Source organism: Microcoleus sp. Pol10D4 (genome assembly GCF_036701555.1).
Taxonomy (GTDB): Bacteria; Cyanobacteriota; Cyanobacteriia; order Cyanobacteriales; family Microcoleaceae; genus Microcoleus.
In genome coordinates, this window is record NZ_JAUBRA010000001.1 from 85,292 (window position 1) to 107,186 (window position 21,895).

The following is a 21,895-nucleotide window of genomic DNA, read 5'->3' on the forward strand; positions in this document are numbered from 1 at the left end:
ACAATCGAGCCTAAAATATCCGAGCGCGAGTTACTCAGAACAGTTTTGAATGTATTTAATAGCGATCGACAATGTTATCATATCAAAAACTCAACAAACATCAACCAATCTGCGTTCATCAGCGCTCATCAGCCTGCATCAGCGGTTTAAAAAAGAAATAAATACCAAACAAAAATGCAAATTACCCAATCCCTCCACGCCGCCCTACTCATCTCCAACCTGGAAAAATCCCAACACTTTTACAGCACCGTACTAAAACTGCAAAAAATCGATCGAAACTTAAAATTTCCCGGAATCTGGTATCAAATCGGCGACTTCCAGCTCCACCTAATTTTAGGTGCAACAATTATCCCAGATGCCGTAGACCATGCCAAATGGGGACGCAACCGACATCTAGCATTTTCTGTTGCTAACTTAGAGGCAGCCAAACAACAGTTAATCGCTCACAATTACTCGTTTCAAATGAGCGCGTCAGGTCGATCGGCATTATTTACCCAAGATCCCGACGGCAACATCATCGAACTCAGCGAGTAACAGATGAAAATCATCGCTTATTCTTACACCGAACCGCTACTCGAAGCAGCACCCGCACCGGAAATTTGGGGTCAAGAAGTCGATCGCACCTATCAAGACTTAGGAGGGCGGCAGCAACTTCAGCAACTCCTCAAAGACTGCCAAACAGAACCAGTCAAATACTTATTAATTCAGCGGTTTGAAGAACTAGGCGACACATTGCAGCAAGTGTGTTCGCATCTCGCCCAACTCGAAAACCTCGGCGTCGAAATCATCGTACAAGCAGAAACAGAACCACGAAACCGCAAAAACTTGCTGCAAATCCTCGCAGAAATCCAGCGCAGCCAACACAGCCGCAGTATTCGCAAAGGACACGCCCGCAACCGCATCAAATCGCGAATTCCACCGGGTAAGGCTCCCTACGGCTACCGGCGCGGCAAAGATTGTTATACGATCGATAAAACCACCGCCCCCACCGTCAAAGACTTTTTTGAACACTTTTTAATTTACGGTTCCTTGCGAGGTTCCGTGCGGTATTTAGCCAAGAAATACAACAAAAAAATTTCTGTAAGTACCGGCCGCCGCTGGCTGACAAATCCCGCCTACCGAGGCGATTTGGAATATCAAAACGGCCAAGTAATTTCTAACACCCACGTCCCGATTATTTCCAGAGAAGAAGCCGCCCAAATAGACAGATTGCTGCGCCGCAACCGCTGCCTTTCTCCTCGCAGCGCTAGCGCCCCACGTTCCCTCGCAGGTTTAGCAATTTGTGCAGAATGCAAATCGCCCATGACAGTTGCCAAAGTCACCTCCTACCGCAAAGAAAAAGAATACCTTTATTTGCGACCAATTAACTGTCCAAAACAGCCTAAATGTAGCGGTATTTCCTACGATGAAGTATTGCAATTAACCATCGCCGGTATTTGTCGGGATTTACCCGATGCTGTTGCTGGGTTGCAAATGCCGAATATGAGTGGAATTAAAGCAGGAATTGTCAGGGCGATCGCATCGAAACAAGAAATCATAGAGCAACTTTGGGCCCTGATTGACAGCGGCATATTAGACACGGAAACGGCAGAGTTTAGAGCCTACAAAATCCGCACCGAAATTGCCGAACTGCAAAACAAATTAGCGCAACTACCCCCAGTAAATTTGCGAGAAATTGCCCAAACAGTTTCCCTACCGCAATTTTGGCTCGATTTATCAGAATCAGAACGCAGGTTTTACTTTCGAGAATTTATCGATCGCATTGAAATCATCCGGGAAAATAAAAATTGTAATCTGCAAATTATTTTCATTTTTTAAGGATTAGATCAACGTTCCTCCAGAGTTCCTAGGTTAGATGCCCGACTTCTTAAATAATTCGGGTATTTGGGTACTCTATTAGTTCGCTAGGAGTGGACTGCGTTTGACAATAATCAGTTTCACCCGCTGAATTATCTTTTGTACCCTTTAGCCAATAGGCGATCATCTCTCCTTTACCTTTAACCTTGATCGCACCTCTTTCCTCAAATAAATACCGATCTTTTAACAGTTCGTAAATAGCCGTAGTAACTTGAATATATCCCGGTAATCCTTGACATTCCATCCGAGAAGCAACATTAACAGTATCTCCCCACAAGTCATAGATAAATTTTTTAGTGCCAATTACGCCAGCAACTACGGGCCCTGTATGAATGCCAATCCGAATTTGAAATGGTTCGCCTTTGTCAGTTTGAAAATCAGCGATCGCTTCCTGCATATCCAAGGCCATATTCGCGATCGCTTCTACATGATCTGCCCTCGGCACAGGCAACCCCCCCGCTACCATATAAGCATCTCCAATTGTTTTAATTTTTTCCAAACCGTGTTTTTCAGTTAGTTGGTCAAACCTTGAAAAAATCTGGTTCAGCACATTTACCAATTCTAGAGGTAGCATTCTAGCAGCAATAGACGTAAAATCGACAATATCGGCAAAAAGAACTGTTGCTGAATCAAACCTTTGGGCAGGAGAACCCTGACCCTTTTTCAAATTTTCAACAATCGCTGCTGGTAAAATATTCAGCAATAAATGATCCGACTTTGTTTGAGCAAGCCGTAAAGCTACCTCCACCCCCTGCCGATCTCTAATTTCATTTTGCAAACGTTCGACAAGTTCTTGGAATTGCTTCGTTTGCTCTTGAAGTAACTGTTGTTGACTTTGAATAGTTAACTGATTTGCCACTCGTGCCAATACTTCTTTACCGTGAAAAGGTTTAGTAATATAGTCAACTGCTCCCACATCAAAGGCTTTCACCTTATCTAAAACGTCATCTAAGGCGCTTAAAAAAATCACGGGAATGGAACTGGTTTTTGGTGAAGCTTTCAACTTTGCACATACCTCATATCCATTCATGTCTGGCATCATCACGTCCAGCAAAATTAGAGTCGGCGGAAACTCTTGCACTGTAGCGATCGCCCTTTGCCCGTTCAGCGCTTTACGAACCTGATACCCTTGTTCGGTCAAGATTGTAGATAAAAGCCGCACATTATCGGGCTTATCATCAACTACTAAAATGTTGGCTTGAGTTGTAGGATATTGATGGCTGTCCATGCGATCGCTCACGGTAGTTTGTCAAGATCAAAGATAGTAACACTTAAGAAGTTTACCTCAAAAAAAACGAAACAGTATAAATTCCGATTTCCCTTCCTAAAAAGAGATGGCAAGGAGACCCTATTGGGGCTTAATGTTAGGTCTTTTTTAAATAAAATAGCCTCCCAAGTTTAGATTAGTTGAAAACAGGTATTTTTACCTCGTCGTAACTGCTGACTGTGCTATATCTATAATATCGTCAAATAGGAAATCCTGCACCAAAGTAGTTAAATATTCGGCCGCTAAAGCAAACTCGCTCGGCATTTCCTCAATCAACTTGACAATTTTATCGTCGCAACATTCATGAGCAGCATGAGATATTTTTTCTACCCACTCAAGAGGCATTTGACCGAGTTGTGACTCGACAGATTGATTCCTAGTCACTTCGCTAATTTCGCTTTCATTTTCTAGTTTTGCATCAACAGATTCCTCGTAAATATAGCGCACTCCTAAAAGTTCTTCCATTTTCGCAAATAATATCTTTGCATCGAAGGGTTTACGCATGAAATCATCGCAGCCTGCTCCTAAAATAGTTTGTCGTTCCTCTTCAAAAGCGCTAGCAGTAAGAGCAACTATTACAGTTTGTTTTCCGAGAGGATGAGCTTTAATTTTTCTGGTGGCTTCATAGCCATCCATGACAGGCATCTGCATATCCATCCAGATCAGGTGCGGTTGCCAATCCTCCCATACAGAAATAGCTTCTTCACCATCTCTAGCTTCTCGCACGAGGATCCCTAGTGGTGACAATAATCTCTCTATGACTAGGCAGTTATCGGCGCGATCGTCAACAACCAAAATCCGGTATTCTGGTTGATTCGGTGCTAAACTAATTACTTTTTTCTGCGGTTTAAGGATTTTAATTTCGCTTGGAGTGGCAAGGCTGATTTGAATATCAAATGTAAACTTACTTCCCAACTCAGGTTTACTGCTGACAGTAATATCTCCTCCCATCATTTGTACAAATTTGCGGCTAATTGGTAAACCTAATCCAGTCCCCTGCTGAGACTTTTGACCTGTTTTTGTTTGCTCAAATGGTTCAAATAACTTATTCATCTCTTCTGCGGCAATGCCAAGGCCAGTATCTTCAATTTCAAACTGAAGGCGTAACAATTCCGGGCGAAGGTCATTCGCGTCTACACAATCACAGTTTCCTAAGCTTTCGGACTGATTAAAACCAGTGCACCATCCGGTTCTTTTTGGTATAGCTGTGGTTTCAACCGCTAAGCTTTCGGAATGTTCACAACCCGCGTCGGCAAGTTTTGTTTGTGTGTCCGAAAACTCTGCATTTTCAGCCCCCAAACTTTCTTCTACCTTCTTTTTCACTCGCAAAGTAACGCTACCCCTCTCTGTAAACTTGATCGCATTTCCTACAAGATTAATCAAAATTTGGCGCAATTTACCTTCATCTGCAGTAACAAAGTGTGGTACACGGTCACCCACTTCCAAATTTAGCTGCAATTTCTTAGATTTAGCTTTTAATCGAAACATTTCTTCTAAGGTTTTTAGCAAGCGCATTAAATTAAAACTGCTTTCATTAAGCTGACTTCGACCCGCTTCAATTTTGGACATTTCCAAAATGTCATTAATTAGCGCAAGCAAGTGTTCACCCGCGCGATTAATAATTTCTAGGTGCTGCTGGTGTTGATTGTTGAGAGATGAATCGCGCACCATCACCTGACTAAATCCGAGAATGGCATTTAGGGGAGTCCGCAATTCGTGGCTCATAGAAGAAAGGAATTCGCTCTTGGCGCGGTTAGCTGTATCAGCAGCTACGACAGCTTTTTGTAATGCTGTTTCTGCTAATTTGCGATCGGCAATTTCTGTTTGAGCTTGTTCAAAAAGGGTGCATTGCTGGATAGCAATTGCTAGCTGCACGGAAATTTGCTTGAGAGATTCTATCTCAGAAGAGTCCCAATGCCTTTGACTGCGGCAGTGATGAGCAATGAGTAGCCCCCATAGTTTTTCACCTTGCAAAAGGGGAACGACGAGGTTAGCTTTAATTTCCAACTCGCTCAGTAAATTAACGTGGCACTCTGAAATACCTGCTGTATAAATATTGTCGATCGCACGAATGTGTCCCTGCTCGTAAACAGAGACGTAGCGTTGTCGAAAACAAGGGTCATTAATGTCAATTCCCAAAATCGGCATCGTACCGACGGATACCGACTCTACGGCTATAAATCCACTCCAATCTGGATTAAAGCGGTAAATAACTGTTCTATCAGTTGACAAAAACTGGCGGACTTCTTCCACAGCCATAGTCAGCACTTCTTCTAGGTTAAGAGAGGAACGAATTCGCTCTTGAATGGAATTCACTAGCCGCTCCCTTTTTACTTGTTGCTGCAAGGCTATTTCCGCCTGTTTGCGAGCCGTAACATCTACTCCATAACCAACACACTCCACAGGTATACCAGCAGCATCTTTGACTAACTTAACCTCATCGTATATCCAGCGATAACTACCGTCTTTGTGCCGTTCGCGGTATTCGTAGGAAATCGATTCTTTTTCCAATATCTGAGCGTATGAAGTATCAACAATCTCTCGATCTTCTGGATGAACCAAGCTATGCCAATCAAGGGAACCATCAAGAAAATTTCGGGATTCGTAACCAATCATTGAAACAATATTATCGCTGACAAATGTTACGTCATAATTTTCCCCTAATTTGCAGCTAAAAATCACCGCCGGAGTAGTCGCCAGCAAATATTGCAAGCGTTCGGTGACAGAACGCAAGTTTAGCTCGGCTTGCTTGCGATCGCGAGCTTCCATTGCTAAAGCTGCGATCTGCGCCACATAGCTAGCGAAGCTTTGTTCGTCCAGCGTCCAATTCCTGGTCGTTCCCTGATGTTCTAAACAAATTACACCCGCAATTTGCCCTTTATGGGTAATAGGAACATCTAGCATCGACGAGATGTTTAAAGGCGTCAAATAAGATTCGCTAAATTCTCGGGTGCGCGGATCAGTTTTGGCATCAACTGCTGCGATCGCCTGTTCTGTCTTCAAAGCTTGGAAATAGCTAGGATAGTCAGCAACTTTCCTTTCTCCACCGGCGCTGTGTTGATTGGGAGTCAGTTCGTAAATATCCGCACAGCACAGTGCGGATTTATTTTCCTGATAAAACCAAATACTTGCCCGATCGATATTCAGGGTACGAGTTGCCATTTGCGTAATCTCTCTCAACGCCTCGCTGATATTTCCCTCGTAGATACTAGAATTTTTTGCTAATTCGAGCAAACCATTTTGTTGTTCTGTTAACCTACTTTCTCGTTCACGCAAAGCGGATTCAGCGGCTACTTTTTCTCTTATTTCTGCTTCTAAATAACCATTAATTTCTGTTAACTGTGCGGTGCGCTCTTGGACTTTAATTTCTAAATCATCATAAGCGTGGCGCAACGCTAATTCAGCATCTTCACGCACCCCAATCTCAGTCTGCAACTTGCGATTTATGGCCTCTAATTCTTGGGGTGTTTTTAAAGACAAAAACTGGGGCAATAGTGTTACCATTGAGGCGGCGGTGAAGCAGGAAACCAGTGCAGTAATTCCTTTTTCAATCCCCGACAGCCAATAAGCGGAATGCCACAACGTCCAAATGTCTAGCAAGTGACCCGTCCCACACAGAATAATAAATGCACCAAATAAAGCAAATATTCCTAAAAAAGGAACATCGCGCCGCTTGAAGATAAAATAAATTAGCATCGCCGGAATTGAATAGTAGGCGATCGCGATTAAAAAGTCCCCAGTTACGTGCAGCCACACTAAAGGCGTTTGCCAAAGATAGCAATGACCGTGAGGCATATACTGAGTCGGGGAAAAGATATTTTTGAGTGCTTCCCACATAATACTTGTTGTTGGCAGATAATATGGATTTGATGATACCTAAGTTAGGCAAAAAATAAAATAAACCGAAAATGGTAGCTGGATTCAGAATTATTTATTAACGCCTAAACCCAGCTTGTTCATAACAGCTTGCTTTTGGAGTAGGGGGCGATCGCCAAATTGCGATCGCAAAGGAATTTCAATGATAAACTCCGTACCTCTCCCCACCTCGGAAGTACAGCGCAAATAACCTTCATGGGCTTGAATAATCTGATAAGCAATTGCCAAACCCAGCCCGGTACCAGCACCGATAGGTTTCGTTGTATAAAATGGATCGTAAATTTTAGCGATCGCATCATAATCTATGCCAGTGCCATTATCAGCAATGTGAATCTGCACCCACTTGTCATCAACTAAAAGGGTGCGGATGCGAATTTTTAGCAGTGGGCAATAGGCGTTTTGTAAGTGGTCAGATAAATTATTTTCCCAATAGCCGTTGGTCGAATATCCCTCCTGTACAATCTGTTCTAAAGCATCAATAGCATTAGAACAAATATTCATAAATACTTGGTTAAGCTGCCCAGCGTAGCATTCCAATTTTGGCACATCTCCATACTCTTTAATCACTTGGATAGGCGGACGGTTTGGTTGTTCTTTCAAGCGGTGCTGCAAAATCATTAAAGTGCTATCGAGACCTTCATGGATATTTACCTTTTTCATGTCGGCTTCGTCTAACCGGGAAAAAGTTCGTAAAGATTTAACAATTTCCCTAATTCGCTCTGATCCAATTTTGATCGAACAAAAAAGTTTTTGCAAGTCTTTTAAAATAAAATCGAGTTCGATAGTTTGAATCTTGTCTGCAATTTCCGGCGCAGGAGTGGGGTAATAAACTTGATAAGCCTTAATCAATTCTACAAGCTCTTTAATGTATTCCTCCGCAGGAATCAAATTGCCATAAATGAAGTTAACAGGGTTATTGATTTCGTGGGCAACCCCAGCTACCATTTGCCCCAAAGACGACATTTTTTCAGTTTGCACGAGTTGAGTTTGAGCGCCTTTAAGTTGTTGCAGAGCGTTCTCTAAATGCTGAGTTTGTTCTAGCAGTTTAGCTTCCGAGTGCCGCAATGAATTTTCCGCCAAAGAGCGATCGCGATTTTCCTGTAGTAAAAGTTCATTAGTGGATTCTAAAGCGATCGTCCTCTCCATCACGCGTTTTTCCAATTCTAGCATTAATTCCGAGAGTGCTTCTTGAGCTTGTTTGCGATCGCCAATCTCATTTTGTAAAGCTACATTTGCCACCGCCAATTGATCTGGACTGGGAATAGCCAAGATTTTTGGGATTAGTTCCACCAGCACTGCTGCTGTACTTAGCGAAATCAGCGCCGTAATCGCTTTAAGAAAACCAGAGAACCAATAATTAGGATGCCACAGCGTCCATATTTCCATAATATGGGTAATCCCGCAGCAGACAATAAAAGAGCCAAACAGCATGAAAACCCAGTCAAAAGGCACGTCTTTCCGCTTATTAACAATATAAATCAGCGTGATGGGTATCAAAAAATAAGCCACGGCAATCAAACCATCGGACAAAATGTGCAGCCCCACTAATCCAGGCTTCCACAAGTAGCAATGACCGTGAGGAATAAAATAATTAGGAAAGATTTCATGAATCATTTGCATTAAATCAACTAGGTTATTTGCTAAAGTTTTTAAGACAGGATTACATGGAAATAAAAAAACCTGCTAGCACAAAAATAAGAATTATGCTTTTGGACTTAACGCTTGTGATGAGTAAATGCAGCGATCTGAAACTAATGTTAATTAACTTAACATCAATCGACTCAGCTTTAGCAAAGTCAACTGTCACATTTTTAATTCTGCCTTCACTACCAACTGTGACACCGGCATGACATTTTGGCCAACGATAAAGAAAAACTGAGCACAGATTCCTTTCCAGTAGGATCGCCAGCGCCCATTGAAATTAGGTTATAGCACTCTGCGATCCGTCAGGCAACGGGGAAATTACCAGATTTAACGCATTTCAAGGATTTCACTTAACGAAGAGAACCATTCTCCAAAGCCTGTAGAGGTGGGTTCACTCTTGTACCCTTGAAGAGTGCAGGCAGGTTAAATACACTCGCCCCCACCCCGCGAGGGAATTCTTGATTATTGACAGTGATAGTCTTCGGGGATATTTAACCGATTTGACCAATTACCCCCTGCAAAATGTCGCGACAGGAGCGTGTCGCAATCCAATAGGCGATCGATCTGAGCTTTACACTCAATCATAAGTGATAATATCAACGATACACTTATATGGTTATTGCCAGTTATGACGATAGATGAGGTACTACAGCTAACTCGTGTGCGATTACAAAAAGATTTATACCCAGTACAAGAAATCATACTCCGCCAAGTTTGGGAAGGAAAGACTTATACAAGTATCGCATCTGCCTCTCATTACGGAGAGCATTACCTGAGAAACATCGCCTCATCCTTGTGGCAATCTCTCTCTCAAATCTTGCAGACATCTATTAGCAAATCAAATTTTCGCTCTTGTGTAGAATCACGTTCCCTGACCGCAGAGGAACGAGAATTAATTGAATCCTTCACCCGCAGCCAATGCCTCGCAACACCTTTAGAATTTCCCGGCTCTCCCGTGCCCCTCGGTTCGCCATTTTATATCCCTCATCCGCTAATTGAAGAACTCGCCTATCGAGAGATTACCAAACCAGGAAGTGTTCTGCGGATTAAAGCTCCCAGGAAGATGGGAAAAAGCTCCCTTCTCCTACGGATTTTGGATCGCGCGACTTCTCTTGACTATCGAACTGTAAGTTTAGATTTTCAGCAAGCCGAGGAAGCTGTCTTAGCCAATATCGATAAATTTTTACGCTGGTTTTGTGCCAACATCAGCCGTAACCTAGAATTACCACCTCTATTAGAGGATTATTGGGATGAAGACATGGGTAGCAAAGTAAGCTGCACCATCTATTTGCAACAATATATATTAGCACAAATAAGTACCCCTATTGTGTTAGCGTTAAATGAAGTAAATATAATTTTTGAGTATCCAAAAATTGCCAGAGAATTTTTGCCGCTGCTGCGAAGCTGGCATGAAGAAGCAAAGCGGATTGAAACTTTGGGAAAACTGCGATTAATCGTTCTTCACTCCACAGAAATTTATATTCCTTTAAAGCTCACTGAATCGCCTTTTAATGTCGGTTTACCGCTGCAATTGCCCTATTTTACAGAAGAGCAGATACTTGCTTTAGCTCAGCGTCACGGACTGGATTGGACAGAGGGTTCCGATGCCGATCGACTGATGGCAATGGTGGGGGGACATCCTTATCTGGTGCGGCTCGCTTTTTACCACCTCTGTCACAACAGTGTAACACTAGATCAGCTACTACAAGAAGCTCCGACAATAGCGGGAATTTATAAAGATTACTTGCGGAGTTTTTGGGCAACATTGCAAGAGTATCTCGAACTGGCGGTTGCACTTAAACAAGTAGTAAAATCGGAACACGGAGTGGAATTAGAGCCGATAGTGGCTTCTAAATTATTTAGTATAGGGCTGATTCATATCGATAACAACCGCTGTACGCTAAGCTGTGAGTTGTACCGCATCTATTTTGGTTCGCACAACTTTATTTAGAGCCGGCTTTACAGTTTTTTTGCGTAATCCAAGATCCCCTTGAAAACTCGACGTTTTTTTGCGCTTAGAAATCGCTGCTATACAAACAAAGTCCGCCTACGTGCACTAAAAAAAAGGGATAAATCAACCATAATTTAGCATAGTTTATCATAACTTATATTATAATACAGCTCCAGCACGACATCCTTACCTCTAAATACATTCCCTACATACTCAGCTTTAAACCCACCCATAAACCGCATGACCCAGGTAACATACCAAATTGGCGGCAGTCTCGCCAGTGATGCGCCTACATACGTAGTGCGGCAAGCAGATTCCGAACTTTATGAAGCCTTAAAAGCTGGGGAATTTTGTTACATCCTCAACTCGCGACAAATGGGCAAATCTTCTCTCTTAGTCCGTACCCTGCACCGATTGCAAGCAGAAGGTTTTCAATGCAGCACGATCGACATGACCCGCATCGGTAGCGAAAATATCACTCCCTTACAGTGGTATAAAGGCATGATTGGGGAACTGTGGCGCGGCTTCAATCTTTTAGGGCAAGTTAACTTAAAAACCTGGTGGCGCGATGAAGAAGATGTATCATTTCTGCAAAGATTTAGTCATTTTATTGAAGATATTTTGTTAGCCAAGTTTCCTGACCAACAAATCATTATATTTATTGATGAAATTGACAGTGTTCTCAGTCTAGATTTCCCTGTCGATGATTTTTTTGCCCTTATTCGCTTTTGCTATAATCAACGCTCAATTAATCCAGCATATAATCGTATTAGTTTTGCAATATTTGGAGTAGCTACACCTAGCGATTTAATTGTTGATAAAAAACGAACTCCTTTTAATATTGGTCGAGCCATAAATTTACGAGGTTTTGAACTAGAAGAAGCCCAACCATTAGCGGCGGGATTGGCAAGTGTAGTCAATAATTCTGAAGCTATTCTCAAAGAGATATTGGCTTGGACTTCTGGGCAGCCATTCCTGACGCAAAAACTGTGCTATTTAGCCTACCTAGCAACTCAAACAACACCGCCAAAAGTAGTAACAATTCCAGCAGAAGCAGAAGAATTTTGGGTAGAACGTTTAGTGCAAAAAAATATTATTAATAAATGGGAATCTCAGGATGAACCGGAACATTTAAAAACCATAAAGGAGCGGATTATTCGCAACGAACTACGCGCGGGCAGATTACTCGGCATCTACCAGCAAATTTTACTATCTAACCCCCCCTTAGCCAGCGGATCTGTTTCATTGTGCGACTTTGAAGAGGACTATAGGGGCAGTACCTCCGTGCCTGACCCAAATCTTTATAGGGCAACCACAGGGGAATTGCCTCTACAAGGAAATGAAAGATTTCAACCTTTGAGCAAAAGAGCGGGAAGGGTATCAACTGATGACTCACCAGAACAAATTGAACTATTATTATCGGGATTAGTTGTTAAAAGCAATGGTTATTTACAGGTAAGAAACAGGGTTTATGCTGAAGTTTTTAACCTGGAATGGGTAGAGAAGCAATTAGGGCAACTGCGCCCCTACTCGCAAACCTTCGATGCTTGGATTGCTTCACAACAAACAGATTCTTCCCGACTTTTGCGGGGACAAGCTTTAAAAGATGGTCAAATCTGGGCGCAGGAAAAAAGCTTAAGTAACCTAGACTATCAGTTCTTAGCTGCTAGTGCCGAACTAGATAGGCGAGAAGTTCAACAAGCTTTAGAAGCAGAACGCACCAAAGAAGTGGAAGCGCGACTGGCCCAGGAACAAATGCGATTAATTCAAGAAAAAAAAGCAGTTAAACGACAAAGGGCATTACTATTTTCTGTGAGTATGGCACTGCTACTTGCCTGTGCTTTAGGAGTAACAAGTTATTTTCAGTATCGCCGATCGATTATTAGTGAGCGCGAAGCTCGGATTAGTGAAATTAAAGCCCTGGTTTCTTCCTCAGAGGGATTGTTTGCGTCTAATCGCCGATTGGATGCACTAATAGAAGCAATTAAAGCTAAGCGCCGACTACAAAACTTAGGCAAAATGGATAAAAATATTGATAATCAAGTTATCAATGTATTGCGTCAAGCGGTTTATGAAGGGGATGAATACAACCGTTTATCGGGACATAAAGCGGCTGTTATTGGAATTGATATTAGTCGGGACAGTAAGTTTATTGCTTCAACAAGTGTGGATAAAACTATTAAACTGTGGCGGCGGGACGGAACGGAAATAGCAACACTCAAAGGTCATCAGGCGATCGTTCGGTCTGTCAAATTTAGCCCGGACGGTCAGTTTATTGTTTCTGGAAGTGATGATGGAACTGTAAAACTTTGGCAGCGAAACGGAACTTTGTTGAAAACTTTTCAGGGTCATACTGCTGGTATCTGGACAGTGGCGTTTAGTCCCGATGGTCAAACAATTGCTTCTGCCAGCATGGACAAAACGGTGAAACTCTGGAACAAAGACGGCAAACTGTTAAGAACTCTCCAGGGTCATACTGCTGGGGTACCCTCAGTGGCTTTCAGTCCAGACGGTCAGACTATTGTTACGGCAAGTGGAGACAAAACGGTGAAACTCTGGAACAAAGACGGCAAACTGTTAAGAACTCTCCGGGGTCATACTTCTGTGGTATCTGCAGCAGCGTTTAGTCCAGACGGTCAGATTGTGGCTTCAGGAAGTGGAGACAAAACGGTGAAACTGTGGAACAAAAACGGTACTTTGCTTAGAACGCTTGAAGGTCATTCTGCCGTAGTATCGGGAGTTGTTTTCAGTCCCGATGGTCAGACTCTTGCTTCTGCAAGTCGCGATCAAACTGTTAAACTCTGGAATCTTGACGGAACAGAACGGACGACATTGAGAGGTCACACTGCTGCGATTTGGGGGATAGCTTGGAGCCCGGATGGCAGTTTGATTGCTTCGGCGGGTGCAGATAATACGGTGCGGCTGTGGCAGAGTCAAAACCCATTGCGGACGATGATTACTGCACATAAAGCCGGAATTTGGGCTTTAGATGTCAGTTCGGATAGTTCTACAATTGCTACAGGCAGCGAGGATGGCACGACTAAGCTTTGGAGTCGGCAAGGTAAATTGTTGAGGACTTTCACTGTAGAAAACGCTGCGATTTATGCTGTTGCCCTGAGTGACGATGGCAAGTTAATTGCTTCTGGCAGAATTGATAATAAGGTGAATATCTGGACTCGAAACGGAAAAGCGATAGCAACTTTGGTAGGTCATAACGCTACAGTTTTTGGATTGGCTTTCAGTCCAAACGGTCAAATTATTGCTTCTGGAAGTCAAGATAATACTATCAAACTTTGGCGGCCCGATGGTACTTTATTGCATACTATGACAGGACATCATGCTCCTATTTGGCAGGTGTTATTTAGCCCTGACGGTCAGCTAATTGCCTCGGCAGGAGGGGATGGTACTGTGAAGTTGTGGAAGCTTGATGGTACTTTAGTGAGAAGTTTTCAAGGTCATACTGCTGCTGTGTGGAGGGTGGCATTTAGCCCTGACGGTAAATTTCTGGCTTCTGGCAGCGGGGACAATACGATTAAGCTTTGGACTGTGGATGGTAAGTTACTGAGAACTCTGGAAGGTCATCTGGCCGCGGTATGGGGGGTGGCGTTTAGCCCGGATGGTAATATTATTGCTTCTGGTAGTGTAGACAATACGCTGAAGTTTTGGAAGCTTGACGGTACCCAATTAACGGCCATCAGAGGAAACTCTGCGGCGATTCGGGGGGTAGCGTATAGTGGGGATGGGTCATTTGTGGCTTCTGTGAGTGAGGATAATACGCTGATTTTGTGGGATGTGGAGCGAGTTTTGAAAGTGGATTTGTTGGCTGATGGTTGCGATCGCGTGCGAGATTACTTGCGAACAAATGCCGATGTGAAGGAGGAGGATAGACATTTGTGCGATGCCGTGGGCGATCGCTAAATTATCCGAAACAATTAACTATCAATTATGAAAGATTACTCTTACCAAATTGGTGGCAGTCTCACAACTGATGCGCCTACTTATGTCGAACGACAAGCAGATATCGAACTTTATCAAGCCTTAAAACTCGGCGAGTTTTGCTACGTTCTCAATTCGCGACAGATGGGCAAATCTTCCCTTCTCGTTCGCACCTTCCACCGATTGCAAGCAGAAGGTTTTCAATGCAGCACGATCGACATGACTCGCATCGGTAGCGAAAACATTACTCCTTTACAATGGTACAAAGGAATCGTTGGGGATTTGTGGCGCAGTTTCCATCTTGTAGGAAAAGTCAATTTAAAAACCTGGTGGAAAGAACAAGAAGAAGTTTCTCTCCTGCAAAGATTGAGTCAATTTATTGAAGAGATTTTATTAGTCAAATTTCCGAACGAGCGAATTTTTATATTTGTCGATGAGATTGATAGTATTTTAGGCTTAGATTTTCCCGTCGATGACTTTTTCGCCTTGATTCGTTATTGTTACAACCAACGAGCCATTAATCCAGAATACAACCGGATTACCTTCGTAATTTTCGGAGTATCTACACCCAGCGATTTAATCGCAGATAAAAACCGGACACCTTTTAATATCGGACAAGCAGTAGATTTGCCCGGTTTTTCCTGGGAAGAAGCATTTCCTTTAACTCAAGGGTTAGAGAGTGTAGTTAGTAATGCAGAGGCAATTATAAAATCAATATTATTTTGGACTTCTGGGCAACCATTCTTGAGCCAAAAGCTGTGTCAATTGATAGTAAGAGCGACGCGAGAATCTCACAGTGACGTGCTGACTATTCCACCGGGAACGGAAGGATTTTTTGTGGAATCGGTCGTGCGATCGCACATCATCCAGAATTGGGAATCTCAAGACGAACCTGAGCATTTAAAGACGATCGGCGATCGCATCCTGAGAAATGAGCAACGTGCTGGCAGACTACTCGGCATCTATCAAAAAATATTACAAGGAGTGGAAGTATCCACCGATGACTCGCGAGAACAGGTAGAACTATTGCTGTCTGGTTTGGTAGTAAAATATCAAGGGTTTTTACAGGTAAGAAACCCGATTTATCAAGAAGTTTTTAACAAAAAATGGGTAGAAAAAAATCTCGCTTCTTTGCGTCCATATTCTCAAGCCTTTGATGCTTGGATAACGTCCAAGCAGACCGATAAATCCCGACTGTTGCGCGGACAGGCCTTGAAAAATGCTCAAGCTTGGGCCCAGGGTAAAAGTTTGAGTGACTTAGATTATCAGTTTTTAGGCGCTTCTGAAGAATTAGACCGCAGAGAAATGCAGGTAGGATTGGAAGCAGAACGGGCTAAAGAAATTGAAGCCAGACTAACAGAAGAACAAAAAAGATTAACTGTAGAGAAAAAAAGTTCAAGGCGACAAAGGTTTTTGCTTTTTGTAGTAACAATAGCATTAATTATTGCCTCTGCCTTGGGGCTAGCGGTGTATTTTCAGTATCGGCAAACTGCTGTCAGCGAAATCAAAGCGATCGCCAAATCTTCCGAAGCCTTATTCGCCTCAAATCAAAAATTAGACGCATTCATAGAGGCAATCAGAGGAAAGCGACAACTGCAAAAATTAGGTGGTGTAGACCCAGAGATCGAACGCTCAGTTAAAGAAGCTCTCCATCAAGCTGTTTATGGAGCAGTTGACTATAATCATTTATCGGGGCATGACAATGTGGTTAATGATGTAACATTCAGTCCTGATGGGGAACTCATCGCCTCAGCTTCTGCCGATAAAACGATCGATCTTTGGGAAAAAGACGGTACAAGACTAGGAATACTTCAAGGGCACAACAATGCAGTTTGGGGAGTCGTATTTAACCCCAGAGGGGATTTAATTGCTTCGGGTTCTGCGGATAAAACAGTCAAACTTTGGCGTAAAAACAGTACAAAATCAACCAAGGTCAAGCCGAGTTGTACCTTATGGCAGACCTTAAAAGGACATACCGATAATATTTCACAAGTCGCGATCGCACCTGACGGTCAAACTATTGCTTCCGCTTCTAAAGATAAAACAATTAAACTCTGGAGTACAGACAGCAAACTGCACAGAACTCTCACCGGACATACAGATGAAGTTAACAGCGTTGCCTTTAGCCCGGACAGTCAAACTATTGCATCTGCTTCTAAAGATCAAACCATCAAACTCTGGAATGCAGACGGTAAACTGATCAGAACCCTCACCGGACATACGGATAGAGTTATGAATGTTGCCTATGCGCCCGCAGGCTACGCCAACAGCTCTTCACAATATCTCATTGCCTCGGCGAGTGCGGATAAAACAGTCAAACTTTGGAAGCTTGACGGAACTTTAGTCAAAACCCTAACTGGACACAGCGACGCCGTGACCAAAATCGCTTTTAACCCTCAAGGTGCTTTGCTTGCCTCGGCAAGTCTAGACAGAACAGTCAAACTTTGGAAGCTTGACGGCACTCTTGTAAAAACCCTGCTAGTCGCTAAAGATGTCGTCTCTGGATTGGCTTGGAGTCCTGACGGGCAAATCTTTGCCTCATCCAGTTGGGATGGCCCGATCGCACTCTGGAAGCTTGATGATAGTTTACTCAAGACTCTTAACGGACATCAAGCATCAATTTACACCATAAAATTTAGTCCTGATGGTAAGACAATTGCCACCGCCAGTCGTGATAATACCGTTAAACTTTGGCGGCTTGATGGTAGCTTAATTCGCACTTTCCCCAAACAAGCTGATAAACTTTTCGGAGTAGATTTCAGCCCGAAGGGAGACACGATTGCTACAGGCGGTTATGACAGCACTGTTCGATTGTGGCGACTAGATGGAACCTTAATCAAGACTTTTACTGGACATCAAGGTAGAGTCTTCGCGGTTGATTTCCATCCAGATGGACAGTCACTCGCCTCGGCGGGTGAGGACAAAACGGTTAAAGTTTGGAGGATTGACGGCACCCAATTGGCAAGTCTCAAAGGACATACCGATTACATTAACGGAGTGGCATTTAGCCCCGATGGAAAGCTGATTGCCTCTGGTAGTGTGGACGGCACTATCAAACTTTGGCAGTGGGATAATGCGATCGCCTCTGGAAAGCCCAGCTACAAGCTTCTACACACTTTAACAAGCCATCGCCGTCAGGTGGCGGGAGTGGCATTTAGCCCTGACGGCAAGACTCTCGCTTCAGCAGGTATGGATAGCATGGTGAGACTTTGGCGGTTGGATGGTACAGAAATTAGAGCCTTAAAGGGACACAAAAATGGGGTATTCGGAGTAGCATTTAGCCCCGATGGCAAGACTCTCGCCTCAGCAAGTTTTGACGGCACTGTTAAACTTTGGAGGTACGACGGTCAAGAGGTTGAAACCTTAAAAAGACATAGCGATGGGGTGTTCGGAGTTACCTTTAGCCCTGATGGAAAGTTCATCGCCTCAGCCAGTCAGGATACCACAGCAATTGTGTGGAATTTAGAGCGAATTTTCCAGCTCGATTTTCTCCAGTATGGTTGCGACTGGGTGCGGGATTATCTGCGAACAAATGCCGATGTGAAGGAGGAGGATAGGCATTTGTGCGATCGAGTGGGCGATCATCGCTAAATTATCCGAAACCATGAACTATCAATTATGAAAGATTACTCTTACCAAATTGGTGGCAGTCTCACAACTGATGCGCCTACCTATGTCGAACGACAAGCAGATATCGAACTTTATCAAGCCTTAAAACTCGGCGAGTTTTGCTACGTCCTCAACTCCCGACAGATGGGCAAATCTTCCCTTCTCGTTCGCACCTTCCATCGATTGCAAGCCGAAGGATTTCAATGCAGCACGATCGACATGACTCGCATCGGTAGCGAAAATATTACTCCTTTACAATGGTACAAAGGAATAGTTGGCGATTTGTGGCGCAGCTTTAATTTATTAGGACAAGTTAATTTAAAAACTTGGTGGAAAGAACAAGAAGAAGTTTCTCTTCTGCAAATATTGAGTCAGTTTATTGAAGATATTTTATTAACCGGATTTCCAGAGGAGCGAATTTTTATATTTGTCGATGAGATTGATAGTATTCTCAGTTTAGATTTTCCAGTAGATGATTTTTTCGCCTTGATTCGTTTCTGCTACAATCAACGAGCTATCAATCCCGAATATACCCGCATTACTTTCGCAATTTTCGGAGTAGCTACACCCAGCGATTTAATCGCCGATAAAAATAGGACACCTTTTAATATCGGACAAGCGATCGATTTGTTAGGATTTAGCTTAGAAGAAGCGCAACCATTAGCGAAAGGGTTAGAAAATGTCATAGCCAATCCGCAGGCAGTTCTCAAAGAAATCTTATATTGGACGGGAGGACAGCCATTTTTAACGCAAAAAATTTGTGAATTAGTAGTAAGAATGGCGGGGTCAGCCCACACGGGGGGTTTAAAAATACCACTGGGAACCGAGGGATTTTTTGTGGAATCGGTGGTGAGAGAAAACATCATCAATCAATGGGAATCGCAAGATGAGCCAGAGCATTTAAAGACAATCCGCGATCGCATCCTTCGCAACGAACAACGTGCCGGCAGATTGCTCGGTATTTATCAGCAAATTTTACAAGGCGTAGGGGCGGTGCCCCCGTGCCCGCCCGTCCCAACCGATGACAGCCGAGATCAAATCGAACTATTGCTATCGGGTTTAGTGGTAAAAAAACATGGGTATTTGCAGGTAAAAAACCGAATTTATCAAGAAGTATTTAAGAGAGAATGGGTAGAAAAACACTTAGGGCAACTGCGCCCTTACTCCCAACTATTTGATGCTTGGATCGCTTCCAAACAACAAGACGAATCGCGACTGTTGCGCGGACAAGCGCTGAAAGACGCTCAATCCTGGGCGCAAGGTAAAAGTTTGAGCGATTTGGACTATCAGTTTTTAGCCGCTTCTGGTGAATTAGACAAGTTGGAAATGCAGCAAGCACTGGAAGCAGAACGAGTAAAAGAAGTCGAAGCACGACTGGTAGAAGAACGCAAGCGCGTAGCTTATGAAAGAAAGACAGCACAGCGACAGCGCAAGTTTATTGCAGCGTTGAGCGGGTTGCTGATAGTTGCGATCGCATCCGCCATTTTCGCCCTCTGGCAATATTACCGCGCCGCCAAAAGCGAAATACAAGCCCTCAGCATCTCCTCCACAGGGCAATTCGCCTCCCAACAGCGATTAGACGCCCTCGTCAGTGCCATCAAAGCCAGACGCAGGCTCGATGACCTCCCTAATTCCAACCCCCAGTTGCGATCGCAAGTTCGGCAAGTGCTGCAACAGGCCATCTACGGAACGTCAGAATTCAATCGCCTGACGGGGCATTCCAGCGTGGTTCTGGGCCTTGATGTCAGCCCAGACGCCCAACTCATCGCCACCGGCGGCGGCGACAGAACAGTCAAGCTGTGGCAGCGGGACGGTGCGCTGCTGCACAACCTGCAACACCCGGCTGCTGTCTTCGGGATCAAATTCAGTCCCGATAGCCAGCGCCTGGTCACATCCAGTCTCAACGGCAGCATTTATCTGTGGGATCGAGACGGCAAACTCCTCAAAACCTTTCAGGGACACAGCGCTGCGATATGGGACATTGCAGTCAGTCCGGGCGGCGATCGCATTGCCACTGGCAGCGAAGACAGCACGATTCGCCTGTGGGACTTTAATGGCAAACTGCTGGAGACACTAAGCGGACATCAAGGTGGGGTTTGGGGTCTTGCCTTCAGTTCGGATGGAAACCTGCTCGCCTCTAGCAGCACCGACGGTACGGTCAAGGTGTGGACTAAGGACGGCAAAGGAGTGAGAACTCTGGAAGGACACGCGGCTGCCGTTTGGGACGTTAAGTTCGCCTTCCTTGCAGACAGTGACGGCACAAAACGTCTCGCTATTCTCTCTGCCAGCGCTGACAACACGGTTAAAATCTGGCAACTCGACGGAACGCTGCTACGAACTATCGGGGGTCACAGTTCGGAAGTGTTGGAAATTGCCGTCAGCGATTCAGGCGATGTCATTGCTTCCGCCAGCGCAGACGGAACCATCAATCTTTGGAAGCCGGACGGGACGCTTTTGAAAGTCCTCAAAGGGCATCAATCTGGAATTCGCGGCGTTATCTTTATTCCCAACACTCAAATCGCTGTCTCCGCCAGCGACGACAATACCGTCCGGCTGTGGAACCCGACAAACCCTTTCTCGAAACTCCTGTACGGGCATAGCGGCATCATTTGGGATGTGGACTTCAGCCAGGACGGTCAGATGTTAGCTTCAGCTAGTTCCGATGGCAGCTTCAAAGTGTGGGCAAAAGACGGTACGTTGCTGAAGTCTTTGGCGGAAGACAAGTCTCCCGTTTACTCGGTTGCTTTCGTCTCTCCTGCTAGCTTTGCCAAAGAAGATATCTCGCCTGTACTCGCTTTTGCTGGTACAGACAAAACTATTAAACTCTGGCAGTTCGACGGGACGCTGCTGAAAACCATAACAGGACATGGGGCTAGCGTTTGGGATGTCTCCGTCAGTCCAGACGGTCAGTTCTTCGCTTCTGCCAGCGACGACAAAACCGTGAAACTGTGGAAGCCAGACGGCACTTTGCTGAAAACGTTCGCAGGACATCAGGCTAGGGTTTACGATGTGGACTTTACGCCCGACGGAAACAGGCTGGTTTCTGTCAGTGCAGATGGCACAGTTCGGTTGTGGAGTTTGGACGGTCGCTTGAACAAGACTTTGAAAGGTCATCGTAGTGGAATTTGGGAAGTGGCTGTCAGTCCAGACGGTCGGACTTTGGCAAGTGCGAGCATGGATGACACGATTAAACTTTGGACGATCGATGGCACGTTGCTGAACACCATCAAGGGAAATACTAGAGGCATGATGGCGGTTGATTTCAGTCCCGACGGTCAAATGCTGGTGGCGGGAGGTGCATCTGGCGCAGTCAAACTCTGGAAAATTGACGGCACGGAAATAACGACGTTAACCCGACATGAGGGGAATGTTTGGGCGGTGGCGTTTAGTCCCGATGGCAAACAGATTGCTTCTGTTGGGGACGATCGCACTATCATTTTGTGGGATGTGGAGCGGATTCTCAAACTCGATGAACTGGCTTATGCGTGCGATCGGGTGCGAGATTATTTGCGAACCAATGCTGATGTGAAGGACGAGGATAGACATTTGTGCGATCGTATTAAAACCGAATAATATCAAGTCCGCTTGATTAGGAATAATAGATTAATATGTGTGGCTATAGCCTCAGAAGATTAGAGAATAATTATCATGTTTTGCTACTTTTTATTGAAATATACTATAATACTAAATCCGGCTTAACTACTCCCTTTATCTCTCAGTCTGCAGAGGCGGACTTCGTTTTTGTAGGGGCAATC

General features: G+C 44.3%; 9 protein-coding genes. 6 read left to right on the top strand and 3 right to left on the bottom strand.

The features are described 5' to 3' along the window. Positions 1–174 precede the first annotated feature (174 nt). Positions 175–534 carry a VOC family protein gene (locus tag QUA36_RS00345; protein ID WP_333166801.1) on the top strand — a complete coding sequence of 120 codons (360 nt, stop codon included), beginning with the start codon at positions 175–177 and terminating at the stop codon, positions 532–534. Between the two features lie 3 nt (positions 535–537). Then, positions 538–1,818, top strand: coding sequence for a recombinase family protein (locus QUA36_RS00350; protein WP_333454834.1), 1,281 nt, complete (start codon positions 538–540; stop codon positions 1,816–1,818). A gap of 49 nt (positions 1,819–1,867) precedes the next feature. Here the strand turns inward: QUA36_RS00350 and QUA36_RS00355 are convergent, their stop codons facing one another. The 3 genes from QUA36_RS00355 to QUA36_RS00365 all read right to left on the bottom strand — a co-directional run bounded on the left by QUA36_RS00355 (position 1,868) and on the right by QUA36_RS00365 (position 8,620). Continuing rightward, entirely contained in the window at positions 1,868–3,085 is a 1,218-nt protein-coding gene (locus tag QUA36_RS00355) for an adenylate/guanylate cyclase domain-containing protein (RefSeq protein ID WP_333455094.1), read from the bottom strand. Between the two features lie 195 nt (positions 3,086–3,280). Then, a complete protein-coding gene (locus QUA36_RS00360) occupies positions 3,281–6,961 on the bottom strand; it encodes a GAF domain-containing protein (protein WP_333454836.1) in 3,681 nt (1,226 codons plus the stop codon). 90 nt (positions 6,962–7,051) lie between these two features. Further along, positions 7,052–8,620 (bottom strand): ATP-binding protein, encoded by a 1,569-nt coding sequence (locus QUA36_RS00365; RefSeq protein WP_333454838.1) that lies wholly within the window; start codon positions 8,618–8,620, stop codon positions 7,052–7,054. A 685-nt stretch (positions 8,621–9,305) separates the two neighbouring features. Here QUA36_RS00365 and QUA36_RS00370 point away from each other — a divergent pair. From QUA36_RS00370 to QUA36_RS00385, 4 genes are all read left to right on the top strand, one after another. Continuing rightward, positions 9,306–10,595 (top strand): AAA-like domain-containing protein, encoded by a 1,290-nt coding sequence (locus QUA36_RS00370; RefSeq protein ID WP_333454840.1) that lies wholly within the window; start codon positions 9,306–9,308, stop codon positions 10,593–10,595. A 240-nt stretch (positions 10,596–10,835) separates the two neighbouring features. Then, positions 10,836–14,513, top strand: a complete 3,678-nt coding sequence (locus QUA36_RS00375) for a WD40 domain-containing protein (protein ID WP_333454842.1) — start codon at positions 10,836–10,838, stop codon at positions 14,511–14,513. 27 nt (positions 14,514–14,540) lie between these two features. Beyond that, the gene (locus tag QUA36_RS00380) at positions 14,541–18,122 is read left to right on the top strand and encodes a WD40 domain-containing protein (RefSeq protein ID WP_333454843.1); all 3,582 of its coding nucleotides are present in this window, start codon (positions 14,541–14,543) and stop codon (positions 18,120–18,122) included. A gap of 27 nt (positions 18,123–18,149) precedes the next feature. After that, on the top strand, positions 18,150–21,713 hold the full coding sequence (locus tag QUA36_RS00385; protein ID WP_333454845.1) for an AAA-like domain-containing protein: 3,564 nt from the start codon (positions 18,150–18,152) through the stop codon (positions 21,711–21,713). Positions 21,714–21,895 lie beyond the last annotated feature (182 nt).

What these genes read in the sequence shown, in the direction of transcription:
- QUA36_RS00345 (WP_333166801.1), top strand. Translation starts at nt 175, where the DNA reads ATGCAAATTACCCAATCCCTCCACGCCGCCCTACTCATCTCCAACCTG.
- QUA36_RS00350 (WP_333454834.1), top strand. Translation starts at nt 538, where the DNA reads ATGAAAATCATCGCTTATTCTTACACCGAACCGCTACTCGAAGCAGCA.
- QUA36_RS00355 (WP_333455094.1), bottom strand. Translation starts at nt 3,085, where the DNA reads ATGGACAGCCATCAATATCCTACAACTCAAGCCAACATTTTAGTAGTT.
- QUA36_RS00360 (WP_333454836.1), bottom strand. Translation starts at nt 6,961, where the DNA reads ATGTGGGAAGCACTCAAAAATATCTTTTCCCCGACTCAGTATATGCCT.
- QUA36_RS00365 (WP_333454838.1), bottom strand. Translation starts at nt 8,620, where the DNA reads ATGCAAATGATTCATGAAATCTTTCCTAATTATTTTATTCCTCACGGT.
- QUA36_RS00375 (WP_333454842.1), top strand. Translation starts at nt 10,836, where the DNA reads ATGACCCAGGTAACATACCAAATTGGCGGCAGTCTCGCCAGTGATGCG.
- QUA36_RS00380 (WP_333454843.1), top strand. Translation starts at nt 14,541, where the DNA reads ATGAAAGATTACTCTTACCAAATTGGTGGCAGTCTCACAACTGATGCG.
- QUA36_RS00385 (WP_333454845.1), top strand. Translation starts at nt 18,150, where the DNA reads ATGAAAGATTACTCTTACCAAATTGGTGGCAGTCTCACAACTGATGCG.